The organism is Metallibacterium scheffleri, assembly GCF_002077135.1.
Lineage (GTDB): Bacteria > Pseudomonadota > Gammaproteobacteria > Xanthomonadales > Rhodanobacteraceae > Metallibacterium > Metallibacterium scheffleri.
Genome location: NZ_LDOS01000005.1, coordinates 202,186 through 221,407, shown reverse-complemented (window position 1 = coordinate 221,407; position 19,222 = coordinate 202,186). Strand labels below are relative to the sequence as shown.

At 59.9% G+C, this 19,222-nt stretch carries 17 protein-coding genes and 1 pseudogene; 3 read left to right on the top strand and 15 right to left on the bottom strand.

The annotated features are described in order from the left end of the window. Positions 1 to 2: 2 nt before the first annotated feature. The 6 genes from Mschef_RS16240 to Mschef_RS16215 all read right to left on the bottom strand — a co-directional run bounded on the left by Mschef_RS16240 (position 3) and on the right by Mschef_RS16215 (position 6,108). Positions 3 to 830, bottom strand: a complete 828-nt coding sequence (locus tag Mschef_RS16240; protein WP_136256302.1) for a hypothetical protein — start codon at positions 828 to 830, stop codon at positions 3 to 5. 10 nt (positions 831 to 840) lie between these two features. Continuing rightward, on the bottom strand, positions 841 to 2,526 hold the full coding sequence (locus Mschef_RS16235; protein ID WP_081130268.1) for a hypothetical protein: 1,686 nt from the start codon (positions 2,524 to 2,526) through the stop codon (positions 841 to 843). Then, complete coding sequence (locus tag Mschef_RS16230; RefSeq protein ID WP_168708860.1) at positions 2,523 to 3,449, bottom strand: TcpQ domain-containing protein; 927 nt, start codon at positions 3,447 to 3,449, stop codon at positions 2,523 to 2,525. Before Mschef_RS16230 ends, Mschef_RS16235 begins: the two co-directional genes overlap by 4 nt. Positions 3,450 to 3,670: 221 nt before the next feature. Continuing rightward, positions 3,671 to 4,546, bottom strand: coding sequence for a PD-(D/E)XK nuclease family protein (locus Mschef_RS16225; protein WP_081130266.1), 876 nt, complete (start codon positions 4,544 to 4,546; stop codon positions 3,671 to 3,673). A 78-nt stretch (positions 4,547 to 4,624) separates the two neighbouring features. Next, positions 4,625 to 5,515: a hypothetical protein gene (locus Mschef_RS16220; RefSeq protein ID WP_081130265.1), complete on the bottom strand. Its 891-nt coding sequence runs from the start codon at positions 5,513 to 5,515 to the stop codon at positions 4,625 to 4,627. Beyond that, positions 5,512 to 6,108: a single-stranded DNA-binding protein gene (locus Mschef_RS16215; RefSeq protein ID WP_168708859.1), complete on the bottom strand. Its 597-nt coding sequence runs from the start codon at positions 6,106 to 6,108 to the stop codon at positions 5,512 to 5,514. The genes Mschef_RS16220 and Mschef_RS16215 overlap by 4 nt, the downstream gene beginning before the upstream one ends. A gap of 417 nt (positions 6,109 to 6,525) precedes the next feature. Between Mschef_RS16215 and Mschef_RS16210 the strand changes: the two genes are divergently transcribed. Together Mschef_RS16210 and Mschef_RS16205 are read left to right on the top strand one after the other, a co-directional pair. Beyond that, a complete protein-coding gene (locus Mschef_RS16210; protein ID WP_081130263.1) occupies positions 6,526 to 7,482 on the top strand; it encodes a hypothetical protein in 957 nt (318 codons plus the stop codon). A gap of 3 nt (positions 7,483 to 7,485) precedes the next feature. Then, positions 7,486 to 9,270, top strand: a complete 1,785-nt coding sequence (locus Mschef_RS16205; protein WP_081130262.1) for an ATP-dependent helicase — start codon at positions 7,486 to 7,488, stop codon at positions 9,268 to 9,270. Here the strand turns inward: Mschef_RS16205 and Mschef_RS16200 are convergent. Genes Mschef_RS16200 through mobH form a run of 4 tightly spaced genes read right to left on the bottom strand, consistent with a single transcriptional unit; the run spans position 9,267 to position 14,477 of the window. Then, positions 9,267 to 10,055, bottom strand: coding sequence for an IncC plasmid conjugative DNA transfer DtrJ family protein (locus Mschef_RS16200; protein WP_081130261.1), 789 nt, complete (start codon positions 10,053 to 10,055; stop codon positions 9,267 to 9,269). The two genes, Mschef_RS16205 and Mschef_RS16200, sit on opposite strands and share 4 nt — an antisense overlap. Further along, complete coding sequence (locus tag Mschef_RS16195; protein ID WP_136256301.1) at positions 10,055 to 10,627, bottom strand: hypothetical protein; 573 nt, start codon at positions 10,625 to 10,627, stop codon at positions 10,055 to 10,057. The genes Mschef_RS16200 and Mschef_RS16195 overlap by 1 nt, the downstream gene beginning before the upstream one ends. 20 nt (positions 10,628 to 10,647) lie before the next feature. Then, the gene (traD, locus tag Mschef_RS16190; protein ID WP_168708858.1) at positions 10,648 to 12,513 is read right to left on the bottom strand and encodes a conjugative transfer system coupling protein TraD; all 1,866 of its coding nucleotides are present in this window, start codon (positions 12,511 to 12,513) and stop codon (positions 10,648 to 10,650) included. Beyond that, a complete protein-coding gene (mobH, locus tag Mschef_RS16185; RefSeq protein WP_168708857.1) occupies positions 12,510 to 14,477 on the bottom strand; it encodes a MobH family relaxase in 1,968 nt (655 codons plus the stop codon). The genes traD and mobH overlap by 4 nt, the downstream gene beginning before the upstream one ends. A gap of 177 nt (positions 14,478 to 14,654) precedes the next feature. On the opposite strand from mobH, the pseudogene Mschef_RS18500 reads away from it, so the two are divergent. Further along, positions 14,655 to 15,080 (top strand): annotated as a pseudogene (locus Mschef_RS18500) (hypothetical protein); the annotation flags it as partial. Positions 15,081 to 15,144: 64 nt separating this feature from the next. Here Mschef_RS18500 and Mschef_RS17470 read toward each other — a convergent pair. The 5 genes from Mschef_RS17470 to Mschef_RS16160 are packed head-to-tail and all read right to left on the bottom strand — an operon-like array spanning position 15,145 to position 19,219. Continuing rightward, positions 15,145 to 16,176 (bottom strand): hypothetical protein, encoded by a 1,032-nt coding sequence (locus tag Mschef_RS17470; protein WP_136256300.1) that lies wholly within the window; start codon positions 16,174 to 16,176, stop codon positions 15,145 to 15,147. A gap of 45 nt (positions 16,177 to 16,221) precedes the next feature. Then, on the bottom strand, positions 16,222 to 17,262 hold the full coding sequence (locus Mschef_RS16175; protein ID WP_168708855.1) for a TraU family protein: 1,041 nt from the start codon (positions 17,260 to 17,262) through the stop codon (positions 16,222 to 16,224). Position 17,263: 1 nt separating this feature from the next. After that, positions 17,264 to 17,482, bottom strand: coding sequence for a carbon storage regulator (locus tag Mschef_RS16170; protein WP_081130255.1), 219 nt, complete (start codon positions 17,480 to 17,482; stop codon positions 17,264 to 17,266). Continuing rightward, entirely contained in the window at positions 17,466 to 18,653 is a 1,188-nt protein-coding gene (locus Mschef_RS16165; RefSeq protein ID WP_168708854.1) for a TrbC family F-type conjugative pilus assembly protein, read from the bottom strand. The genes Mschef_RS16170 and Mschef_RS16165 overlap by 17 nt, the downstream gene beginning before the upstream one ends. 47 nt (positions 18,654 to 18,700) lie before the next feature. Then, the gene (locus Mschef_RS16160) at positions 18,701 to 19,219 is read right to left on the bottom strand and encodes a S26 family signal peptidase (protein ID WP_081130253.1); all 519 of its coding nucleotides are present in this window, start codon (positions 19,217 to 19,219) and stop codon (positions 18,701 to 18,703) included. Positions 19,220 to 19,222: the final 3 nt, after the last annotated feature.

Genomic DNA, 19,222 nt, shown 5'->3' with positions numbered 1-19,222 from the left:
GGTCAGCCTCCGAGACGAACGATCTTGGTGTCATGACCACGCGTCAGCACGACATGACGCGGCCAAATGCTTGTCACAGTCCAGGCGTGACCTAGATGGTCACCGACATGAACGGCCTGACTCATGCCATGGGCCGATATCACAGCCGTGTATTGACTGCCCACACCGAGAACGGACTTCAAAGTGAACTCGGGCGGCTGTGGCAACGCCGGCAGTGTGGGCAGCGACACACTCGATACGGTCTTCGTTGTCGCATCGGCCCCACCTGGCGTGGGCGGCGCGGCTGCAACCGTGACCGTCGGCCCCTTTGCAGCGACCGCGGGCGCGCCGCCATTGATCTTGTCCAGCTTCGCCTGGATCGTGCTGATTTGTTCCTTGAGCTTCAGAATGCGCAGCTGGCGTTGAAGCATCGATTCGTTCTCGAAGAATGAAGGGTCAACGACGGCTACATCAGCGTTATCGTTGCCCGCGCGATCAACAGCGCCATGCGCTGCGGCGTCGCTCATCATCGCCACCGCATGCGGCGCAGCCGCCTGCGCGCCGGGGTTGATCTGTGCGTCAATCGAATGCGCAATCATTGGGGATGCGGTCGTACTCGCAGTTGCAGTCGATGCGGGGCCTGGTGCTGCGACGGCTGCCTTGACCTTTGCGATCCCGCTAGCCATGGGACGCCGGAACAGCGTCATCTGTGGGCGCGCAAGCGCGCCATTCACGCTTCCCGGCAGACCGGCATTCTGTGCATACCAGAATCCGCCGCCGCCCAGCGCCAGCGCGACCACGGTCGCCAAGAGAACTTTCCGTGCCTTATTCATCGGTTTCTTCTCGCTCATGTTCCGATCCTCAGAACGTGCTCTTGGCCGCCATGGCGACCGGCGTAATCACGATCACCAGTGCATCGCGCGTGTTTTGCACATTGCGGTTGCCACCGAACCACCAGGTCGATTTGCTCAGTGGTGTTTGTGTGGTGTTGTCGGCCTCAGTGTCCTGATAGCCGGCCAGGACCAACGACTCGCCGGATTTGAGCCAGGCACGCTGCAACACGGTCCGCGCGCTGACCTGCGGCTCCTGAATCGTTTCGCCGCCAGAGGTGTAGCTATTAAGGCTGTCGAGCGTTGAGATGGAAATCATCGCCTGCAGCAGGATGCGGCGGCCATCGGGCTGCACGCTGGGCAGTACCTGCATGTTGAACCCCGTCTCGACCGTGCCCGGCGTCAGGGTTGCGCCCGCACCAACGACACCAGTGTTACCACCGCCAACACCGTTGGTGTACAAGCTGGTCGTTTGCGCCAGATAGGTCGTGGTTTGCACCACCTTGACCGGCGCCGGCTGGTTGTTCACCGTCTCCACGCTTGCGTTCGTGACGACGCTGGTCTTGCCCAACGTGCTCAATGCATCGATGAAGAACTGGCTGCCAGACCACGGCGTGGCATTGCCGTTCGCACGCGCATTCGGCGCCGATATGACCAATGAAGAAAGACCCGTTCCAGAGGGCCGAGGCGTTGCGATCGTCAGGCCAGCATCTGCAGCTTGCTGGCCGAGCGCGTTATAGAGCAGGCCCCAGTTGATCCCGCGATTGTCTTGGTTGTTCACCTGTACGCGATAGACCGCGATATTGACCTCGACCTGCTCTGCCAAAATCGCGTTCATCTTCCTGATGAAGCGCCCGATGGCCTGCACGCGGTTCCAACGGTCATGCACCGTGATCGTCGCCGTGGGTTCCGATAGCACCATCGTTCCTGCTGGCGAAAGCATGGGCTTGATGCTCGCCGCCAGCGAATCCCAAACGGACAGCTTCCCGCCAAAAACGGTGCTGCTCTGCGCCTGATCAACGCGAACGGTCTGTCCCTGCCCGCCTTGGACACCACCACTCATGCCGCCGCTTGAAACCGTGTCGGTTGTGCTCGCGTCACCGGGGATCGTGTCGATATGAAATGCCCGGGTCTCGTAGCGATAGAGGTGCACGGTGTTGCTGTCGCGGTCATAGCTCCAGCGCGCATCGAGCGCGTTTGCGATCGCATCGAACATGCCCTTGACCGTGCCCTGATAATCGATAGAGACGCTCGATCGCGCGGTCGAGCCGCCGGCGAGGCTCGAGAGCGGCGGCAACGCCAGCGTTGCATCCATCGTCGCAGGCTGACGGGCGTCACCTTGCTTCACCGTGTGCTGCAGCAAGTCGGGATCCGCGTTGATCGTGATGCCCGTCCGCGCCTCGACCGTATTCAAGATGCTGGCGACTGCCTCGCCCAATGGCGCATTGAGCGTCGCGCGTTCATCGAACAGGCTTGGAAGGTTGCTGCGGTGTGCAATCGACGTCGTGGACACATAAGGCAAGTCCGAGATAATCGGACCTCCAACAGGCTTGACGTTCTTGCCGATCGCAAGCAGACCTCGATCGGTCTGGTGCAACGTCTGATGGTATTGCACCAGGGACTGCTTGTTGATGGCGTGCATCGTCGCGCACGCGCTCAGCAGTGCCGTGGTGACAGCTACTGTCAGCACCCTCATCGAGGTGGAAATCCTCTTCATCGCGCTTGCTCCATCGAAACAGTCATTGGCCTGATCACCACGACGTGGTTGGGCACGGCAAACACAGGCGCATCCCCGAGCAATCCGCCTTGCGCCTGGTATGCCTTCACCACATAACTCACCCCGGAGATCACGTCATCGCGGCCAGGGATCGGGAATGGATCAGAGAGCACGTAGTCGTTCTTGATGCTCCACACCAGCTTCCAGCCGTGCAGCGCGACGTACTGTGCGAGCGCGTGCGATAGCGTCTCGCCGGGCTTCAGCATGAACGGCGGCGTCGCGGGGGTAGACATGGCTACTCCCGACAAGGGCACCTGGGGTGCCTCGACGTGGTAGCGGACCCGGTAACCGTACACAGCAGGGCGACTGTTGATGTGTGCCAGGTAGCCCTCCACGCCGCGCTCGCCAGCCGGCGTATCACTGACCGTGATCGAATGGGACGCGTACGACACAGTGGTATGTCCAGCGGGCGTCAGTACGCGCTTGACACGAGCGTTCAGCACATCGAGTTCACGTCGTGACAGTGGCGCCGCCCGCGCTGGTGCACGCGCGGTGATGACCAGCAGATCGCCAGCGGGTATCTGCGGCAGCGCGGTCACGCCGTCCGGTACGCCGGTCTGCCCATGGTTCCCCGCGGTGCCCGTCGCGCGCGTCATCGTATCCGGCAGCGCAGAGGGCGCGGCCTTGTCGGGCACGGCCCGCCATGGTGAAGCGGGAGCGCGCCTGACATGCATGGCGTGTGGGGCCGCCGCCGTTGACGATGCCGCCGGCTCCGCGTGCTCGAAACCGGACGTGGTTGCAGGAAGGACGATGGGCACAGGCTTGCCCGTAGCGTCGTTGACCGGCGCGCTCCACGTTTCGCCTGCGGCTTGCGCGCCAATGGACACCAGCGTGAGCGCAGCCATCACGCTCAGTGCCAGCATCCAAGTCAGCCTGACCTTCGGGCCTTGCTCAATCATGTTGGGATTCCTCGCCAATGTGTCCTGCGCGCCAGACGGCGCGTGCCAAGGAACTATGCCAGCGGGGCGGAGGCACCCTGGCGACGAATATTCCTCTGAGAGGCAAAAGCGGGGTCCGACGAATAGACCAACAAAAACGGCCAACCCCCGCAGGGATTGGCCGTTCAGGATGTTGCCGCCGATGATCAGGCAACCATCGGAAGTTCGGGCGTCATGCCCAAGGCCTGTTTCGCATCATCCGATAGAACGAGACCATCGGCCGAGCCACTCAGGCAGAGGCTCCTCATATCACAGAGACTGCACGGCGAATTGAATGCCGCAGCGCTGCGCTTGTGAAAGTGCCCCTCGCGGATCGATCGAGCAAGAAAAACAAGCTTCCTGAGATAGGCTTCCATCTGGGCATCAGAACGTGCGGGAGAGGTCTGGTGAGTCCACTCCACAGACTTCTTCTTGAGGCCCTCGAGAAAGCCGAGCCATTCCACCCTTTTCTTCAGCCCGAGCGATGCGAGGTGGGCATTGACAAGGATGTTGTAGGCCGTGAGCTGATCCGAGGCCATGGCAAAGCCTTCAAACGCTTTGGCTGCCGGGAACTTGAGATCAGGCACGCCAATCCGGCCATCCCTGTCCTCGATCAGCATATCGGCTTCACCGGACAGGACGACGCCATCCCCAACGGTGACACGCATCCTGGCCTCCACCAACGCACCGTTGGCGTTGGTCAGCGCGCGCCACCCTGTCGCGGCCCACGCCTCGGGAAACGCCTTGACCAGGTTGGTCCCGATGACCATCAGTTCCTCCGGCGAATAGCGGCTGAACTCGATGACCTCGGTGGCCAACGCGCGTTCCCACGCTTCCCGAAAGATCGGAACCGGATCCAGGTTCTCCCTGCCTTCCGCTTGAGCCTTGATATAAGCCAGGCAAGCCAGATGCCCAGCCTTGCCGAAAGGCAACGCATGACCGACTTGTGCCGTTCGGATTTTGAGGACGTTCGTCAGGTAATACTGGTGCCCGCAATCTTCGTATTTCAACGTCGCTGTTGGGCTAAGAAAAATCGCATCCATCGCCTACTCCTTCTGTAAATGGAAGGAGCCCAACCCGGGAGGTTGGACTCCCGGTTGGGATTGCCGTTTGAAGCGGCTTTAGCTCTTGCCCGCGGCCTGTTTGACCAGATCGCCGAGGCGTGCCAGCTCGGCGGTCGCTTCGTCAAGCGTGACAACAGGCACTGCATCAACGCGCAGCTGCTTGGCGATGCGCCCGATCTGCTGCTGCATGCTCCGCAGCTGCGCTTGACCAGCACGATCGACACCGCCGCGCCCTACAACACCAGCGCCGCCGCCGACCTCGACCACACTCACTTCGTTGCCCGCTGACGCGGCCAACATCGTGTTGCAGCCAGGTTTTGGCGCACACGGCACGGCGTTCACCTGGCCCAACAGGCTTGCTTCGCCGCCAGCAGCCTGTGGTTGTGACTTGCGAGTCTTGCCACTTTGGGCCGGGGTGGTGGTCGATACTGGAGCAATCGACGCAGGCGGCGTTTTGCCCATATCCTTGATCGTATGTGACTCATCAGCATCCAGCACGTCGCCACCAAGGCCAACAGCGGCGAGCAGACGTTGAAATGCAGCCGTTTCGCCCGCCTCGAAGTCCTTGCGCAGGACATCGCCTTCGCCAGTACGTGCAGACTGGACTGCGTACTGCAGGTCCAAGCCCATCGAGAATGCCGAACCGCTAGCCACCTCGTTGCCCTGCGAATCCAGAAGCCTCGCGGTCATCACAAAACCACTTGGGATTGGCGGGATGCCTAGCGACTCAGGCGACTTGCCGGCCGTAATCGCAGCTTCGTGCAGTTTGGTCAGGACCGGCGACAACTCGCACGCCGACTGCACGCTGCGCACAACGCGCCAACCCTTGTCAGGGGGGAAACGCTTGAGAAACTCGGGCAGGCGCACCGAAAACAGCTTGTAGGGCTGTTCCACGTACTCGCCATCCCGGAAATTGAGCAACTTGATGACGCCTTGTTGCTGGCTCATTGGTCACCTCCAGATTGAATGAATTGTTCGAGATCGCCGAACACGTCCTCCGCGGGGAGTTCGTCTTCAGCCCTTGGCGTAGTGCTTGGCCGCGGTGGTTGCGCGTCAGGCCGTGTCTGCACAGGCCGTTGCCGTACCGGCGCAGGCGTTTCATAGCGCGCCTGCTGGGCATCGCGACTACTCGCCGAAGCTCTGCCAACACGCGCTGGCCCCTGCTCATTGCGAGAAGGGGTGGCCGTTTGACGCGGCGTTTCCGCACCGGCGACCAGGATCTTCAACGGCGAGCGCACATCATGAGCCACGATCTGATGCTCATACCGCACCGCCTCATCGGATGCGACGTATTCGCGGACATTCAGCTCGCCACGAACGAAAATACCGTCGCCCTTTCGGAGTAACGCGATCTGCTCGGCTACCACGTCAAAAGCAACCACGAGATGCCAGGTCGCGCGCTCATGCCATTCGCCATCATCGCCCTTCCAGCGGCGATTCGTGGCGACGCGACACCGGGCATGCGATCGCTTGCCCTGCCGCGAGATCTTCGGGTCATCGCCGAGGCGACCTTCGATCATCACAAGATTCAAGTCAGTCATCGACACCTCCACAAGCAGTGAAGCACGAATGTGCATTCCTGCAAGCCTGAAAAACGCGCATCGGCCGCGCACCGCCGCCGCTTCTCAGCGGGCGGGAAAAGATCGGAGGAGGTAGGCCAGGCATGCGAAAGGGCACGCCGCCTCGTAAATATGCAGCGCGAGGCTACGTACTTACGGCGCGGCGCGAGCCTGCAGAGAAACCCGGCAACAACAGAGGCGGAGTCAGGAAGCGAGCGACCCACTCGGCGGGCGTACCCGCAAGCCCAGTATCGCCATCGCTTTCCGGTCAGTCAAGGCCACAAGTACGGCCTTGTCAATCAGCAATAACCCCGATTTGCCTCTCAATGGCCATTTCATGGCCGGTGGTGGCTGCGGCCGTGGCAAGGTTGCACAACCACCTACATGGGAGTTCACAGCATGAACGCAGAAGCCGTGGCGCCGGTCCACACGTCCGAAGCACTTGATGACTCAGCGCGCTTCGCCGCGCCCCAAGAACCGCGTCGCATCAACGCCTTTGCCACGTCCGCGGGACGTAAGAGGGACGGGTTCTATTTCGAGCCTCGCTCGAGTGAGTTCTACCTTGAAGTTGCGGTCAAGCTCAGGAACCGTCCGAGCCAGATCGCGTTCAGCCGGACGTATCACCCGGTGCAATTCGCCCTGTTCCAGCTCGAGCGCATCGCTCCGATCATCACGCGTGACGATGACGAATGGCGTGTCGTCATGAAGCAGGTCGATAAAGACTTCACCGCATTTTCTGCCTACATCGAAGGCGAGTCCGCGCGTGCAACCAAGATGCTCGAGGACAACCTTCGCCCGCTCGATTCTGGCGGTCACAACCGCATTGAAGAGAAGGCCGTCCGCGTCTATACGCCACGCGTGCGCAAGTTCATCGAGTGCATTCAGGCCGCTGACCAACTGATCACCAACTACGCCAGGCTCTGGATGGAAGGGTTCATGGATGAAGTCGACTTCAAGCGCTGCAATTTCCGGCTGCGCACGCGTTCGATCAATCTGGCCAAGAGCATCTACATCATTCACACCAAGGCTTACGCGAAGCTCCGTCGTGATCGTGCGGAGGCCGAGCGGCGCGCCAACGAGAGCACGGTGCAGGCCGAACGCGAAGCAGCCGAGGCCGTGGTCCGGCAATCCGACGCCATCATCAGCGATGTGGTCGAATCGGGCATCGATACCGACAAGACGCCCGATATGGGCGAAGCCGAACTGCACGCGGAAGACCCGCACATGGCGGAGTCTGAAATGAGCCCCTTGCCACGCAGCAAACGCCGTACCAAGGCCGAATCGGTGCTCGATGAAGGCGCAACCCAAGTCCAGCCGGAAGACGCCGGCGCCGCTGCGACTTCGGACGCAGCCTGACACATGGCCCTCAATCCGGGGCAGCAGCGCGCCGTCGATGCGCACGGGCATTGTTTAATCGTTGCCTGCCCCGGATCAGGGAAGACACACACACTCATCGAACGTGCGAAGCACATCCTCACGCTGTCCGCCCACGCCCAGATTGGCATGGTGACATTCACCAGGGCGGCAGCCGAGGAAATGCGTTCGCGTGTCGCAAACAGCGCCGGATCCAGCGCTGCACAGAGAGTGCTCTCCGGCACGTTCCACCAACTCGCGCTCAAACAGTTTGAGGTCTACGCCAACGGCAAAAGGCCATTCACGATCGCGACTGAAGCCCACAGTGATGTACTCATCACCAAAGCGTGGGAGCACGTCGTCAGGAGATTCAGGACGCGCATCAAACGGCACGATCTCCGCCAACAAATGGCCTACGTCAAGGCTAACCGCGGGCACATCCCGCCAACAGCCGACGGCGAAGTTGTCAGAGCAGCGCTTGACCACTACCAGGCCCAGCTGCGCGCCCAGCGCATGCTCGATTTCGACGACATCATCGAGTACGCCGTCCAAGGTATGCAGGCCGGTGCGTTGAATCCGCTCACTGTGACGCACCTGCTGGTGGACGAAGCGCAGGATGCAGACCAGATGCAAATCGACTGGGTTCTCGCGCACGCCGACAGGGGCATCCTTGTGACATGCGTGGGCGACGACGACCAAAGCATTTACCAGTTCCGCAATGCACGTGGGTATGACGGCATGATGCATTTCGCTGACTACACGAGGGCGGAGCAAATCACGCTTGATACAACCTATCGCTGCCCATCGGCCATCGTCGCGCATGCCAGCCGTCTGATTCGCAACAATCCGGCCAGAATACCGAAGCGGATCACCAGTGCATCATCCAGCCGCGGCATCGTCGAGCGTAGGGACTTTCCGAACTTGGCAGCAGAAGTTGCCGACATGATACGCGTCATCCAAGCCGATGCCGCGGGTGACCAGTCATGGGCCGTCCTGGCGCGCACAAGAGGTTTGCTGCGCGCTATCGAGACCGCCATCTACAGCGCCGGCATCGATTATTCCGGTGGTGTGGACGGCTCGATCTGGTCGGGCGGCGTGCCCGGCTTGATGCGCGGGCTCATGGGCTCTGTCGTCGCCGGCGACATCGTTGGTGCGACCATGCCGATGGCCGCCTGCGGCATGACGTACGAAGGTGTCAACTCGGCCCGTACGGTTCTCCACGCAGCTGGCGGCAACCTCGCGGCCATCACACGCAACAAAGCCTGGGTAGTATCGCTTTCCGAGCATGACCTGGATGTTTGGCAGAACCTGCAGCCAGCTTATGCCAGGCTGCTTACTGCCGTGCAGGAGGAACCGGCCGCGTTCATCAGCGCTGCCGCCAGTATCGTTGCCATGAGCGGCGACGTGGTTGCGGATCCGTTCCTGCTACGCACCGTCGTCGAGATCCTCAACGGCATGCGCGGGTCGATCCGCACAATCTACCAAGCGATCGAGCAAGCCATGAGGCAGCAGAAAGACAAAAAGCAGAATCAATCCCGTCTGGCGCTGCTCACACTGCACGCATCGAAAGGCCTTGAGTTCGACAACGTCTGGATGGCTTCGATGCGCGAGGGAGTGCTGCCTCACACACAGAGCCCGGTGGTCGAGGAGCGCAGGCTCTGCTATGTCGGCATGACCCGCAGCAAGCATCGACTCATCATGTCCTACTCGGCGAGCCGCGAGACGCGGGAAAGCGTATTTCTGTCGGAGATGGGCCTTGCAGACGCGACGGTGTCCGTGGCACAGCACTAGGCAGGCTTGTGGCCATTGGCCAACATCAGCGCAAAGCCTGAAGTCGAAAGCAGTAGACACAGTTCAACCGCCACAGGCGGCAACGCACCAGGCGCGAAGAAAAGGGCCATGGCAATGGCCAGCATCCAACCGCTCATTCGTATGCCCATCCTGTATTGCCGCGCAGAGATACCACCGAAGCTGTACCACTTGAGCTTCCGTTGCGCGTGTGCCTGCACCAGCAACGCGATCATGATTGGCAATAACACAGGTAGCCATGCGATCAGCGTGGACAAACGCAGGAGCGCAAAATACGCGAGCGCGAAGATAGCCGTGATCCACCAAAGGTACAAATGATGCACGATGGGAGAGCCGTCCGCGGCCGCACCCAATGGCTGTTGCGTCTGCTGCCCAGGCACCGCAGCGGCTGGCGCGCCCGCTATGGCGATACTTGGCGCGGATGCACAACCAGCTTTCGAAGAGCAGTTACTTACCGCGGCCGGCTTCGGCGACCCTGCGCCATGCGCCATTTTGAATAGGCTACTCAGCTTGCTCTTGGCCGAACCTTCGATCGCATGACGCATAAGGCCGGAATTCACGGCCCATCCGTTAAACCATGATGATGCACGCTCATCGATTTCCATGCCCTTGGCAGGACCGAACCAGCGCAGGATCATCACTTGCTCTTTGATGATCTGGCTATCGATGAACTTGGACCCGACCATCGGCAAGAGGCCGGCCAGGAGAACAAATACAATGATGATTTGGCCAGCCAATGGCATGGTCTGTTTGCGCGGAGAAGGCATTATGTAAGCTCCATTAAACTGACAAAATCACAGCGTAGCGTGCGGACGCAGACACCGGTATAGACGTATCGGCTAAAAGCTGCGGAAAGCTCCATCTGGCTACGTCGTATTGCATCGGGAGAACGCTTGCGAAGCTCAACCTTTGCATCCTTCAATGCCGCAAGAATTGGCGTGATGGGGCCGTGCTTGTAAGGAAGCCAAGGCGAACCATCAATAACAACTTCAACGCTCGATGCATCAAATGCACGTTCAAGCATTGCTCGGACGCCGAGCTTGGCGATGCGGATTGAATTGCCATCCATTTCCCAGCGACGCATCACCATGCCGCCAGCAATGATGCACGATTCGATCACCGGAGCCGCGTCGACTACGATCACTTGCGAAAGAAAGTGCGCAAGCCTGTATAAAAATGCTGGCATGTCAAGCCACATGCGCGACCAATGGCTGTAGACCGCGCTCAGTTCACATTGCTCAATCAGGGCCGGGACCCACAGTTCTGGCTGTGTAAACGCAGAGCCCAACACATCATCAGCATCTATGGCATTCACTTCACGGATGGGTCCACGTGTCATCAGCGTGCCTTGTTTGTATATTATGTTTCATCAGCCACGAGCACTGGAATACGCACCTTCACGAGGCGGCTCCCAATCAAGCCGAAATACTGCAACTTGGGCAGGCATCCGAGCATCGCGGGGTCGATCGGAGGCTCCATCGAAACCGACAGCCTCTCACCCTGAGAGGATGTGAACTCCATGGGCTCCATGGTTTGCGTTGAAACAGTGCGCGAGTGCTCAAGTGACCTGATCGGCACTTTCAAAAGGCGCTCGGTGAAGAACGACTGGGACTCTTCTGCGGTGACACGTCCGAATATGAAATTTGCAATGTTGCCGATGACCTTCTCGGCCATTGCGGAACTGCCGAGCCGCGCCTCGATGTCCTTGATGACCTGGCATGCAAGCGTCAACCGGAATGCACCGCCACCGCCCTTGTTCAACAACTTGATGAGTTCTGCATTCAGCAACTCCGGCGCTTCATCGATGTAGATCGAGACCACCTTTCTGGTTGTCGCATAGTTGTAGCGGCTGCCGCAAACCGCAGCCAGATCGGCCATCAATATCTCGCCGATGGCATTGGCGACGTCTTCGTTCGCCAGAGCGTTCAAACCGACATAAAGCACCTGTTGCTGTTCAATAACGCGCGCGATGTCGGTGATTTTGCGTGTATCGCCAGGGTCGGTTTCATCGGTCGAAAGCAGCCGTGCCAACGGTCCACTGGTGAGCTTGGTCAATACCGGCATCAGGGAGGTCAGCATCTTCGAACGATGTTCCGAGTCATGCTCGACCGTTGCAATGAGGCCATCGAGCTCGGAGCTGCCGCGAACGTGCGAAACCTTTTCGCGGTAAAAATTAGTCAGCGCTTTGGCTTCTTCGTCGGGGGTCAACATCAACGCCTCGTTCTCGGATGAGCCAGACGACTTTTTGCGCCGCGCTTGAATCGAGCGCCGATACCCATCCAGCGAAGCGTCCCATCCCGGCGCGAGTTCCCTGTTGCAGTAGGCAATGATCGCCTGAGACAGGAGCTGCTCCAGCCCCCCGTCCAGAACGCGCTTGATGGAAACCAGTGTCGGTCGCCTCTGGCACAACAGCAACCCGTTGCACACGTTGTTCAGCACCATGAAGCTGAAATCCGTGAAGGCCTTGTCCTTTGTGGAGCGCCCCAGTAGCGCTGCCACACGGGATGCCAACTCGGATGCGTCGTCGAATGTTCGCATAGGGTCCAATCGAACCGACGTTGCCGGCGACGCCATGTTGAACTCCAGCAGATCCTTCCCAACTTCGTGGCACGCCTGCATTGTCGCGGCGCGCATCCCCTTGTCGCCCTTTGGGTCGAGCACGATCACCGCTTCGCCACGGCGCACAGCTTGCGCGATCAAAAGCCTGAATAGGACCGTCTTGCCCCAGCGAGTCATCGCGACAATCAGTGTGTGTTCGTCGGCGACTGGCAAGTAGATCGCCGCTTCGTCGACGCTGATCCCGTGGATCCACGACTGCCCTGGTGACTCGACGTCGTACGCCTGTTGGATATTCTTCGGGTCTGCCAGTATCACCTCGTGTGCCATTTGCGCTTCATGCTGGTTCCAGTCGAAGCCCCATCCTGCGAATATCTTCGAGTTGTCAGCATGAACATCCCTGTCAAAGTGCGAGTATGGAATTGCTTGAACTTTGCATTCCTGCATGCGCTCAAGGGTCTCCATCAGGCGAAACCAACGCTTCATCCACGGCACCGAAATCGCGAAGCAAACCAGCGCGCACACACCGAGGACGAGACGCGGCGCATCCGCGGTCAGCATCTGGGCAACCATTAGCATCCCAGCACCAAACCATGCCAAGGCGGGCCAACGCTCGTAGTGATGCCGGAACGGGTGCAGATAACGCTGCTTGATGGTTGATTCATTCATGGGGAACTCGGTCGACCTGATCTTGCAATGGTTGAAAACGCGGTACTGAGTTCGCTGTTCAGCGCGATCACATTCCATGCCTTTCCGCGCACCGCATAGCTGTAGGTCAATCCGCCGGATGGCAGCTCACGTCCATCAAGCGAGTTGGACAGATACTCAGGGTGGTTCCCAATCTCGTCCGCAATGTCGCGTACATCACTCGAGACACATTTGATTGCGTTGGGCCACCGGACCAACAGCGGGCCGTTGCGCCGCTCGCACACATACTCGTTGGCCTGAAAACTCTGATCAGCAGCGATTTTGCGTGCCAGATCTATCAAGGCAGCGCCAAGCATCCCGACGCTCTTCAGCACATTCTCGGCACCAGAAACGACATCATCTGATGCAGAAGTCTTGTCATCGGGATCAGGCATAGCGACGCCAGGCTCGTCCAACGGAGCATCCTCGAGCGATTGATTTCCAGTCGATGATCCCGACCTGGCCAGGTTTTTAGTGCTTTCGGCTTCGATTGCCGATTCTCGCTGCAACTCGGGAGCAGCCGGTTGAATGACGCCAGCGCCATGCGTTTCATTCGCGTCGCAAGCGAATGCTTCCACGCCAGTCCCGGCAGTTTCCGCAGCCATTACTGGATGTGAATCGGCGATTACCGCCGCACCAGGCTCTGGAGCGAGACGAACCGCCATCGGAGTTGCGACCGCGACGCCTGACAGCATCGGACTTGGGTCCGGGATGAGGAGCGCCTGGGATGTCTGCCTCATGGCGTCCACAAACGCATCAAACGGCGAGCCTCCGCCGGCGTGGGCGCCGCTCTCGGCCTGCTCTGGCATGGCCAATGCCCAGAGCGCCGACGGCTGGCCGTTAGCAAGAATTCGTGGCTTGGCAACGCCTGCACGCACGAACATCTGCGCGACCTCAACCGGGTCGTTCGGGACACCGACGGCCCGCTGTTGCTGCTGCAACTCTTTCATCATCGAGTTGAAAGCCTTCGGCCAAATCAGGTAAGCCCCTTGTTCCGAAAGCAGAATGGGATGACCAGGACCGTTCGCAACCCACGAGCGTCGTTTGAGCAGCGCGTTTGCTGATTCAAGTAAGCGGTTCACGATTGGATCGGACATCAACGAGCCTTCCGACCAGAACTCGCTCAACCGTGATCGGTCAGTCTTCGAACTTTCGGCATCGGCCGCGGCAACCATCTGCGACAGGCCGAAAGAGTCGTTCTCGCTTCCTATCACTGCGATCACAACCGCTTCCATGACGTCGCGTCCAAAGCCGCTCAATTCACCGAACACCTCATGCCCGGCGATCTGGCCCATCAGCAACACGCCAAAGGCCTCATGCCTGTTCAATCGTGGACCTGGACGCCAGCGAATCGCGTAGTACTCGACGTGCTCGCGCCCTACCCATGCATCGATGGGTTCAACAAATGGGTTCCACAGAGACCCCGTTTCAGTACTGGTTACCAGCAAGTCGATCAGAGGCTTGCCAATGTCATGGTGCATGGCGGCGGTCGCAGCCGCGAGCGGCCATAGGCTTCTGCGCTTGGACCGCAGTTCTAGGTCACGCATGAATTTTGGGTCAAAGTCCATAACAGAATTATGGGTAGCCCGTGCGGCCAGCGTAGCTACTTCGATGCCATGACTCGCCAGCCCACCAAGACGTGAATGGTGATGGTTGGCGCTTGCCGGCAATAGGTGTGTCCAGCCGACATACCGCCGAATCATTGGCATGACCACGCGCGAAAAACGCTCGTCGTCAAAGCCAAGTTCATGCTGCAGTTCCAGCAGTTTCGGGTTAAGAAGCTCGACGATCGCAGGCACGGGTATCGCACGCGCAGTGCCGTTGGGGCCGACGCACTCTGAGAATGCATGCACGGGACGGACAGATCCCATGCCTAACTCAGCGCGCTGAGCAATTGGGTCCGACTTTCGTGCATCGTCATCATCCTGCGGCCACAGGATGTTCAATAATTTCCAGAACGTGCTCCGTGTCGACACTTTTCCCAGCCTCTCGTTGTTCCTGCCGATCATAAAGCAGCGAAGCATTCAAGCCAGGCGCAAAAACGCCTCTCAGAAGCAGTAACGCTTCATGGCCGATCACACAGCCAACGCATAATCGGATCACACACATTGCTCTTGGACGTCATGGATCGGAAACGCCGCACCAAGAAAAAGGACAGCCATAAACAACAGGCTGCCAAGGCCAAGCTCCGCAAAGCATCCCTCGAGACGCGATTGGTTGATGCCAGAGAAGACCTGGCCGCCATCTCCATTGAAATCGACCGGCTCGCCGACGCCGTTGCAGAGGTCCAGGCCGAGTTCTCCCGTAGACGCCTGGTAGACATGAGACAGTTCGTAGCGACCGCGGGAAAACGCGGAATCCGATCAGGTATCGGGCTGATCGTTCGGCGCCGGCACAAACTTTGCGTGCCAGTCGCTTCGTGGCGGGTCATCGAAACGTTCAAAATCGTCGATGGAAAACGCACCTTCCTCACCAAAGACATTCCGATGTTCACAGCCACGGGCTACCGCATCGAATCTCTGCTCGAGCATGCACACGGATCCGAGTACCAAGCGGTACGCGAAGCCGAGGCGGCCCTCCAGAAGATTCGCTCTGAGTTGAGGCCGCTGGTGATCAGGGGCACGCGATTGAAACAGTCGATTTACCAGCTTGAGCGCCAGCTTGAACGCATGGACCAGTGCCAGGCAGTTTCACCGGCACGGAAGGCGAAACCGGCTTTAGATCAACTGTCCCTGCCCCTGGGCTCGTTTGTCCCTGACAGTTCAATCCCGCAGCTCCGCAACCCGGGAGGGTGACGCCCCCGCCGCCTTCGCCAGCGACAATTCGCGCCGTGCTGGCGCCCGATAGCTCGGCACCGCTCGCACCAAACAGCGTCAAGTCGATCTCGCCAGTCGCCCGTGCCGCCTGAATCGTCGAGGCAGCAACCGGCACGGCGATATAGCGGACGCCACCCTGCCCACGCGGCCAGGTCAACGTGCCGGACACCGGCCTATAAAGGTTGGGCGGCAGCGATGCGCCCGTTGTCTCATAGCGCACCTGTGCGGGGCCATACCCGCCGGTCAGGTCCACGCCGACAAGCACGACATCCTGCGCCCCAACGAAGTAGAGATTCGGGCTCAGGCCGATGCTGCCCAGCGCGCCCGGCGTGCCTTGCACGGGCTGGACGGCTTGACCAAGCAGCGCGGTCTGCGCACCGTAGCCGCCAGCCATTGATCCAGCTTGTGTGCTCGTACGCCACGCCTGCGCGTTAATGTCACCCGAGCCGGCCATGCGTTCTGTCGCAGCTTGCCCGCTCGCCTGCAGATTGCCTGGATTGACGCGGGCGCCCAGCGCGGCCGGCGTGTTCGCCGTGTAGTTGGGCGACAGCTCATTCATCGGGATGCGCACACCGTCAGGCAACACGACCGTTTGCGTCGCGGCGTCGAAAGTCCCCATCTGGACCTTAATGGGCGTCGGTGCCGTCGCGCTCTTCGCTGTGTTCGACATGGCGTTGAACGGCAAATAGGCACGAAGCCCGATCGCGCTCGCCGCCTTGACCTGCATCGCAGTCGTGGGTTTGCCAAGCTGCGCCGGCGTCTGCTGTGCAACAGACGCTCCGGCCAGGGCCGCGAGGATCACACCCAGTGTGGCGTAATGCATTTTCATCTTTCTTCTCCGCGCATGAGTGGCGATCCTCACCCGTCAGTTCCATCAGTACAAACAGCAGTTCGAAAACTGCCAGTTCAAAGTGACATAGTCCTCTCCAACGATCGGGGCATGCCGCCATTCGCCCCACAGATTCGGATCAGCGCCCATCCAGTGATCGCTCGTGGTCTCCGGGAACGGCCACAACTGCTGAAACTTGTATTGGTTCTTGACCAGCACCGGCTCCGGGTAGGCGTTGCAAACCGCATCCGGGCCCATCGTCTTGAAGATCAACCCGAATCGTTGGAGCCTCGCGACAGCTTTTGCCGTCACAAGCGAGTTCTGCCGCACCGCGTCGCTGGTAGTCGTCGCGCCGTCGAACGGATAGCTGGTCCCCCATGACCCCATGCACCAGTACATCGAAGGGATCGGCTGGTATGTGCTCGACGCGGCCGCATCCGCCATACAAGAAGCGACCGCGGCTTCGTTCGCGAAAACCGACGCCTCCGGCGTCATCAGTTCAGCGAGCTGGTCGTTGTTCCAGCTTGGATCGAGTTCCGACACATAGATCAGGCCAGGCCCTGAAGCATCGGAGAGGCATGCAGTCGAGAGCATGTCGCCGATGATCTCGCCGATGGGATAGAGGAAAACGTGCACATTGTGGAAACCCTGCGACTTACCGGCTTTCACCGCTGATACGCCGTCACCGCCGAGAAGTCCGTGTGCCAAGCCACCCAACACGCTGCCCGAACTGCCGCCAAGCGACCCGCCCAGGGTCGGCGAGCAGTACGGATTTCGCACTGACTCCACAACACGCTTCGGAATCCACATGCCAATCGTGATGCCAGGAATCGGGATGCCCATGAACGATTTGCAAAAGCAGACGGGACTCATGTCGGCGCCGATAGGGACATCCGCCGGGCTCCCGCCGATTACAGCGCCCGCAATCGTGATGGGGAAAAGACAGCCGACGCAGATATTCGAAAACACGGCCCCAGCGCCGCCGGCGCTCGGACAGGTTGAAGAAGCATCTGCCCGCCGCACCGGCGCAAGCACCGCGAAGCACATGATCAGCGCGACCAGCACGATGCCAGATAGCCGTTTCATCTTATGATTCCTTACCCGTACTTGCAGGCTTTTCGAGATCAGCAGAACCTCGTTTAGCGAGTGTGCATGGGCTGATTTCTTTGCGATACACAGGCACATCTCGTGGCGCGATCACGCCGATCTCAACGCGCCCCATCCCGACATTGAGTACCACCAGCTCGATCGATTCGTCCTTGCCAATGACGATCGATTGCCGGACATGCCTACGAAGCAGCAGCATGCCACACCCCCTTCTTGTCCCTGGCGAATTGCACGACCTTCAAGTACGTGCCGTCACCCTCGATGATGGATGGCGTGCCTTGAATCTTGAAGCGTTGCGCATAGGCATGCGAGTACAACGTCAGTCGATGATCGATCGCAGTCGACCATTGAGCCCATGTTTTCCACCCGTGCCGTGATGTGGACGGGACAGCGGTACTCATCACGACGACGTGATCATCCTGGTGTCCATCGATGAAGGCTTTCGCGAACGCGCGCTGCGGGGCGCTCGATGCATCGATCACCAGCAAGTGCAACGTGAACACCATGTGCTGCAGAGGATTCACGCGCTCGCCAGCCCGCGCGAGGATGGTCCCGTTTGGCAGCGTGATGTTGTGCGTGATCGTGATCGTTGGGTCGATCAGATACGTTTTCGGATGCGTGGCATGGGGAACAAGCGGCAACACCTGGTCGCGCCAGAAATCATGCACGGCACGATGGACGTAGGACTTCCAGTTGAACGCGGCGATCCGGCCCTTGATCACGGCTTCCATGTTGACCTCAACCGGGCGGTAAAGCGTCCCGTAGGCGCCTAGATCGCCGCCTTTGGCCCCAACGTGACTCATGATCCACTGTGGCTGATAAACACCAGCCACGCGCGCCAACTCCTTACCGTCATGCACAACGACCGCATCCGGAACCCAGCGAACGTGATACTTGGCAAATGCAGGTGGGTCGATCTCGATCGCCGGCAAGTGCTTCAGGCCTGCACCTACACGCCGCAACCAGTTCACCAATCCGGGCACGCCAGAATGAGGCTCGCCACCGAGGAACACCACGCGCATGCTGGGCGTGCGATAGGCATCCTCGAGCAAGCCCCGCATGTCACCATCGGGCATCGATTTGGACGCGAAAACAAGGATCTGAGTGCCTTTGGCTATCGCCGGGCCGTTGGGCACTCGATAGCCCTGCTCTTTATAGATCTGGCGTAAGTAGGTCAGCTTGGCCTTGTTGGCTGCGGCAACCGTCTCTTGCAGCGACTGCGTGTGGCTCGCCGAGTACGCGGACTGCACCGCTTTTGCTCTGGCCACCAGCGCCGCCGCGGCAGCAGCTTCCGTCTTCGCATGGGTCTGCGCCTGTTGCGCCAGCGACGCATCCTGCGCAAGCACTGGCGAACACAGGCACGCGAGCATGACCGCCGCCGCAAACCTTGCACGTTGCCCGAGTGATCGGCATCCGTTCATAGCAGGTACGCCTTACCGACGAACGCGCCAACAGGCACCGTGCCCCAGTAGCGGCTGTCGTACGAATAGGGGCGCGTCCCGACGACAAAGTACGCATTCCTCGGCACGATGAATGTGCGAACAACTTGGTTCGGACTCAGATGCAGCGCGCTGAGGCTGTCGAGCGACCCGGCCACGACCTTGCCGTTGACCGTGGTCTTATTCACCCCTACGTGAATCAATGCACCAGGGCCGCCGACGACAAGCTTCACGAACAGCGTGCCTGGCCGGAAGCCCTGCAAACCATTCCCAACATGAAAAACCGCGTATGTCCCGATCGCAGGACTGTAATCAGGTTCAAGATGAACCAGGAACCAGCCGGCCCCCACCGACTGCATGGCTTCGTTGCTGAATCCGACGCGCCAGTTGTTGAGCACGTACAGTAACGCCAGTGCCATGACCAGCAGACCGGCGCTGACCTTGATCCAGAACCGGATCTGCCACGCGGGATTGGTCGAGACGGCCGTGGTTGCCACGTG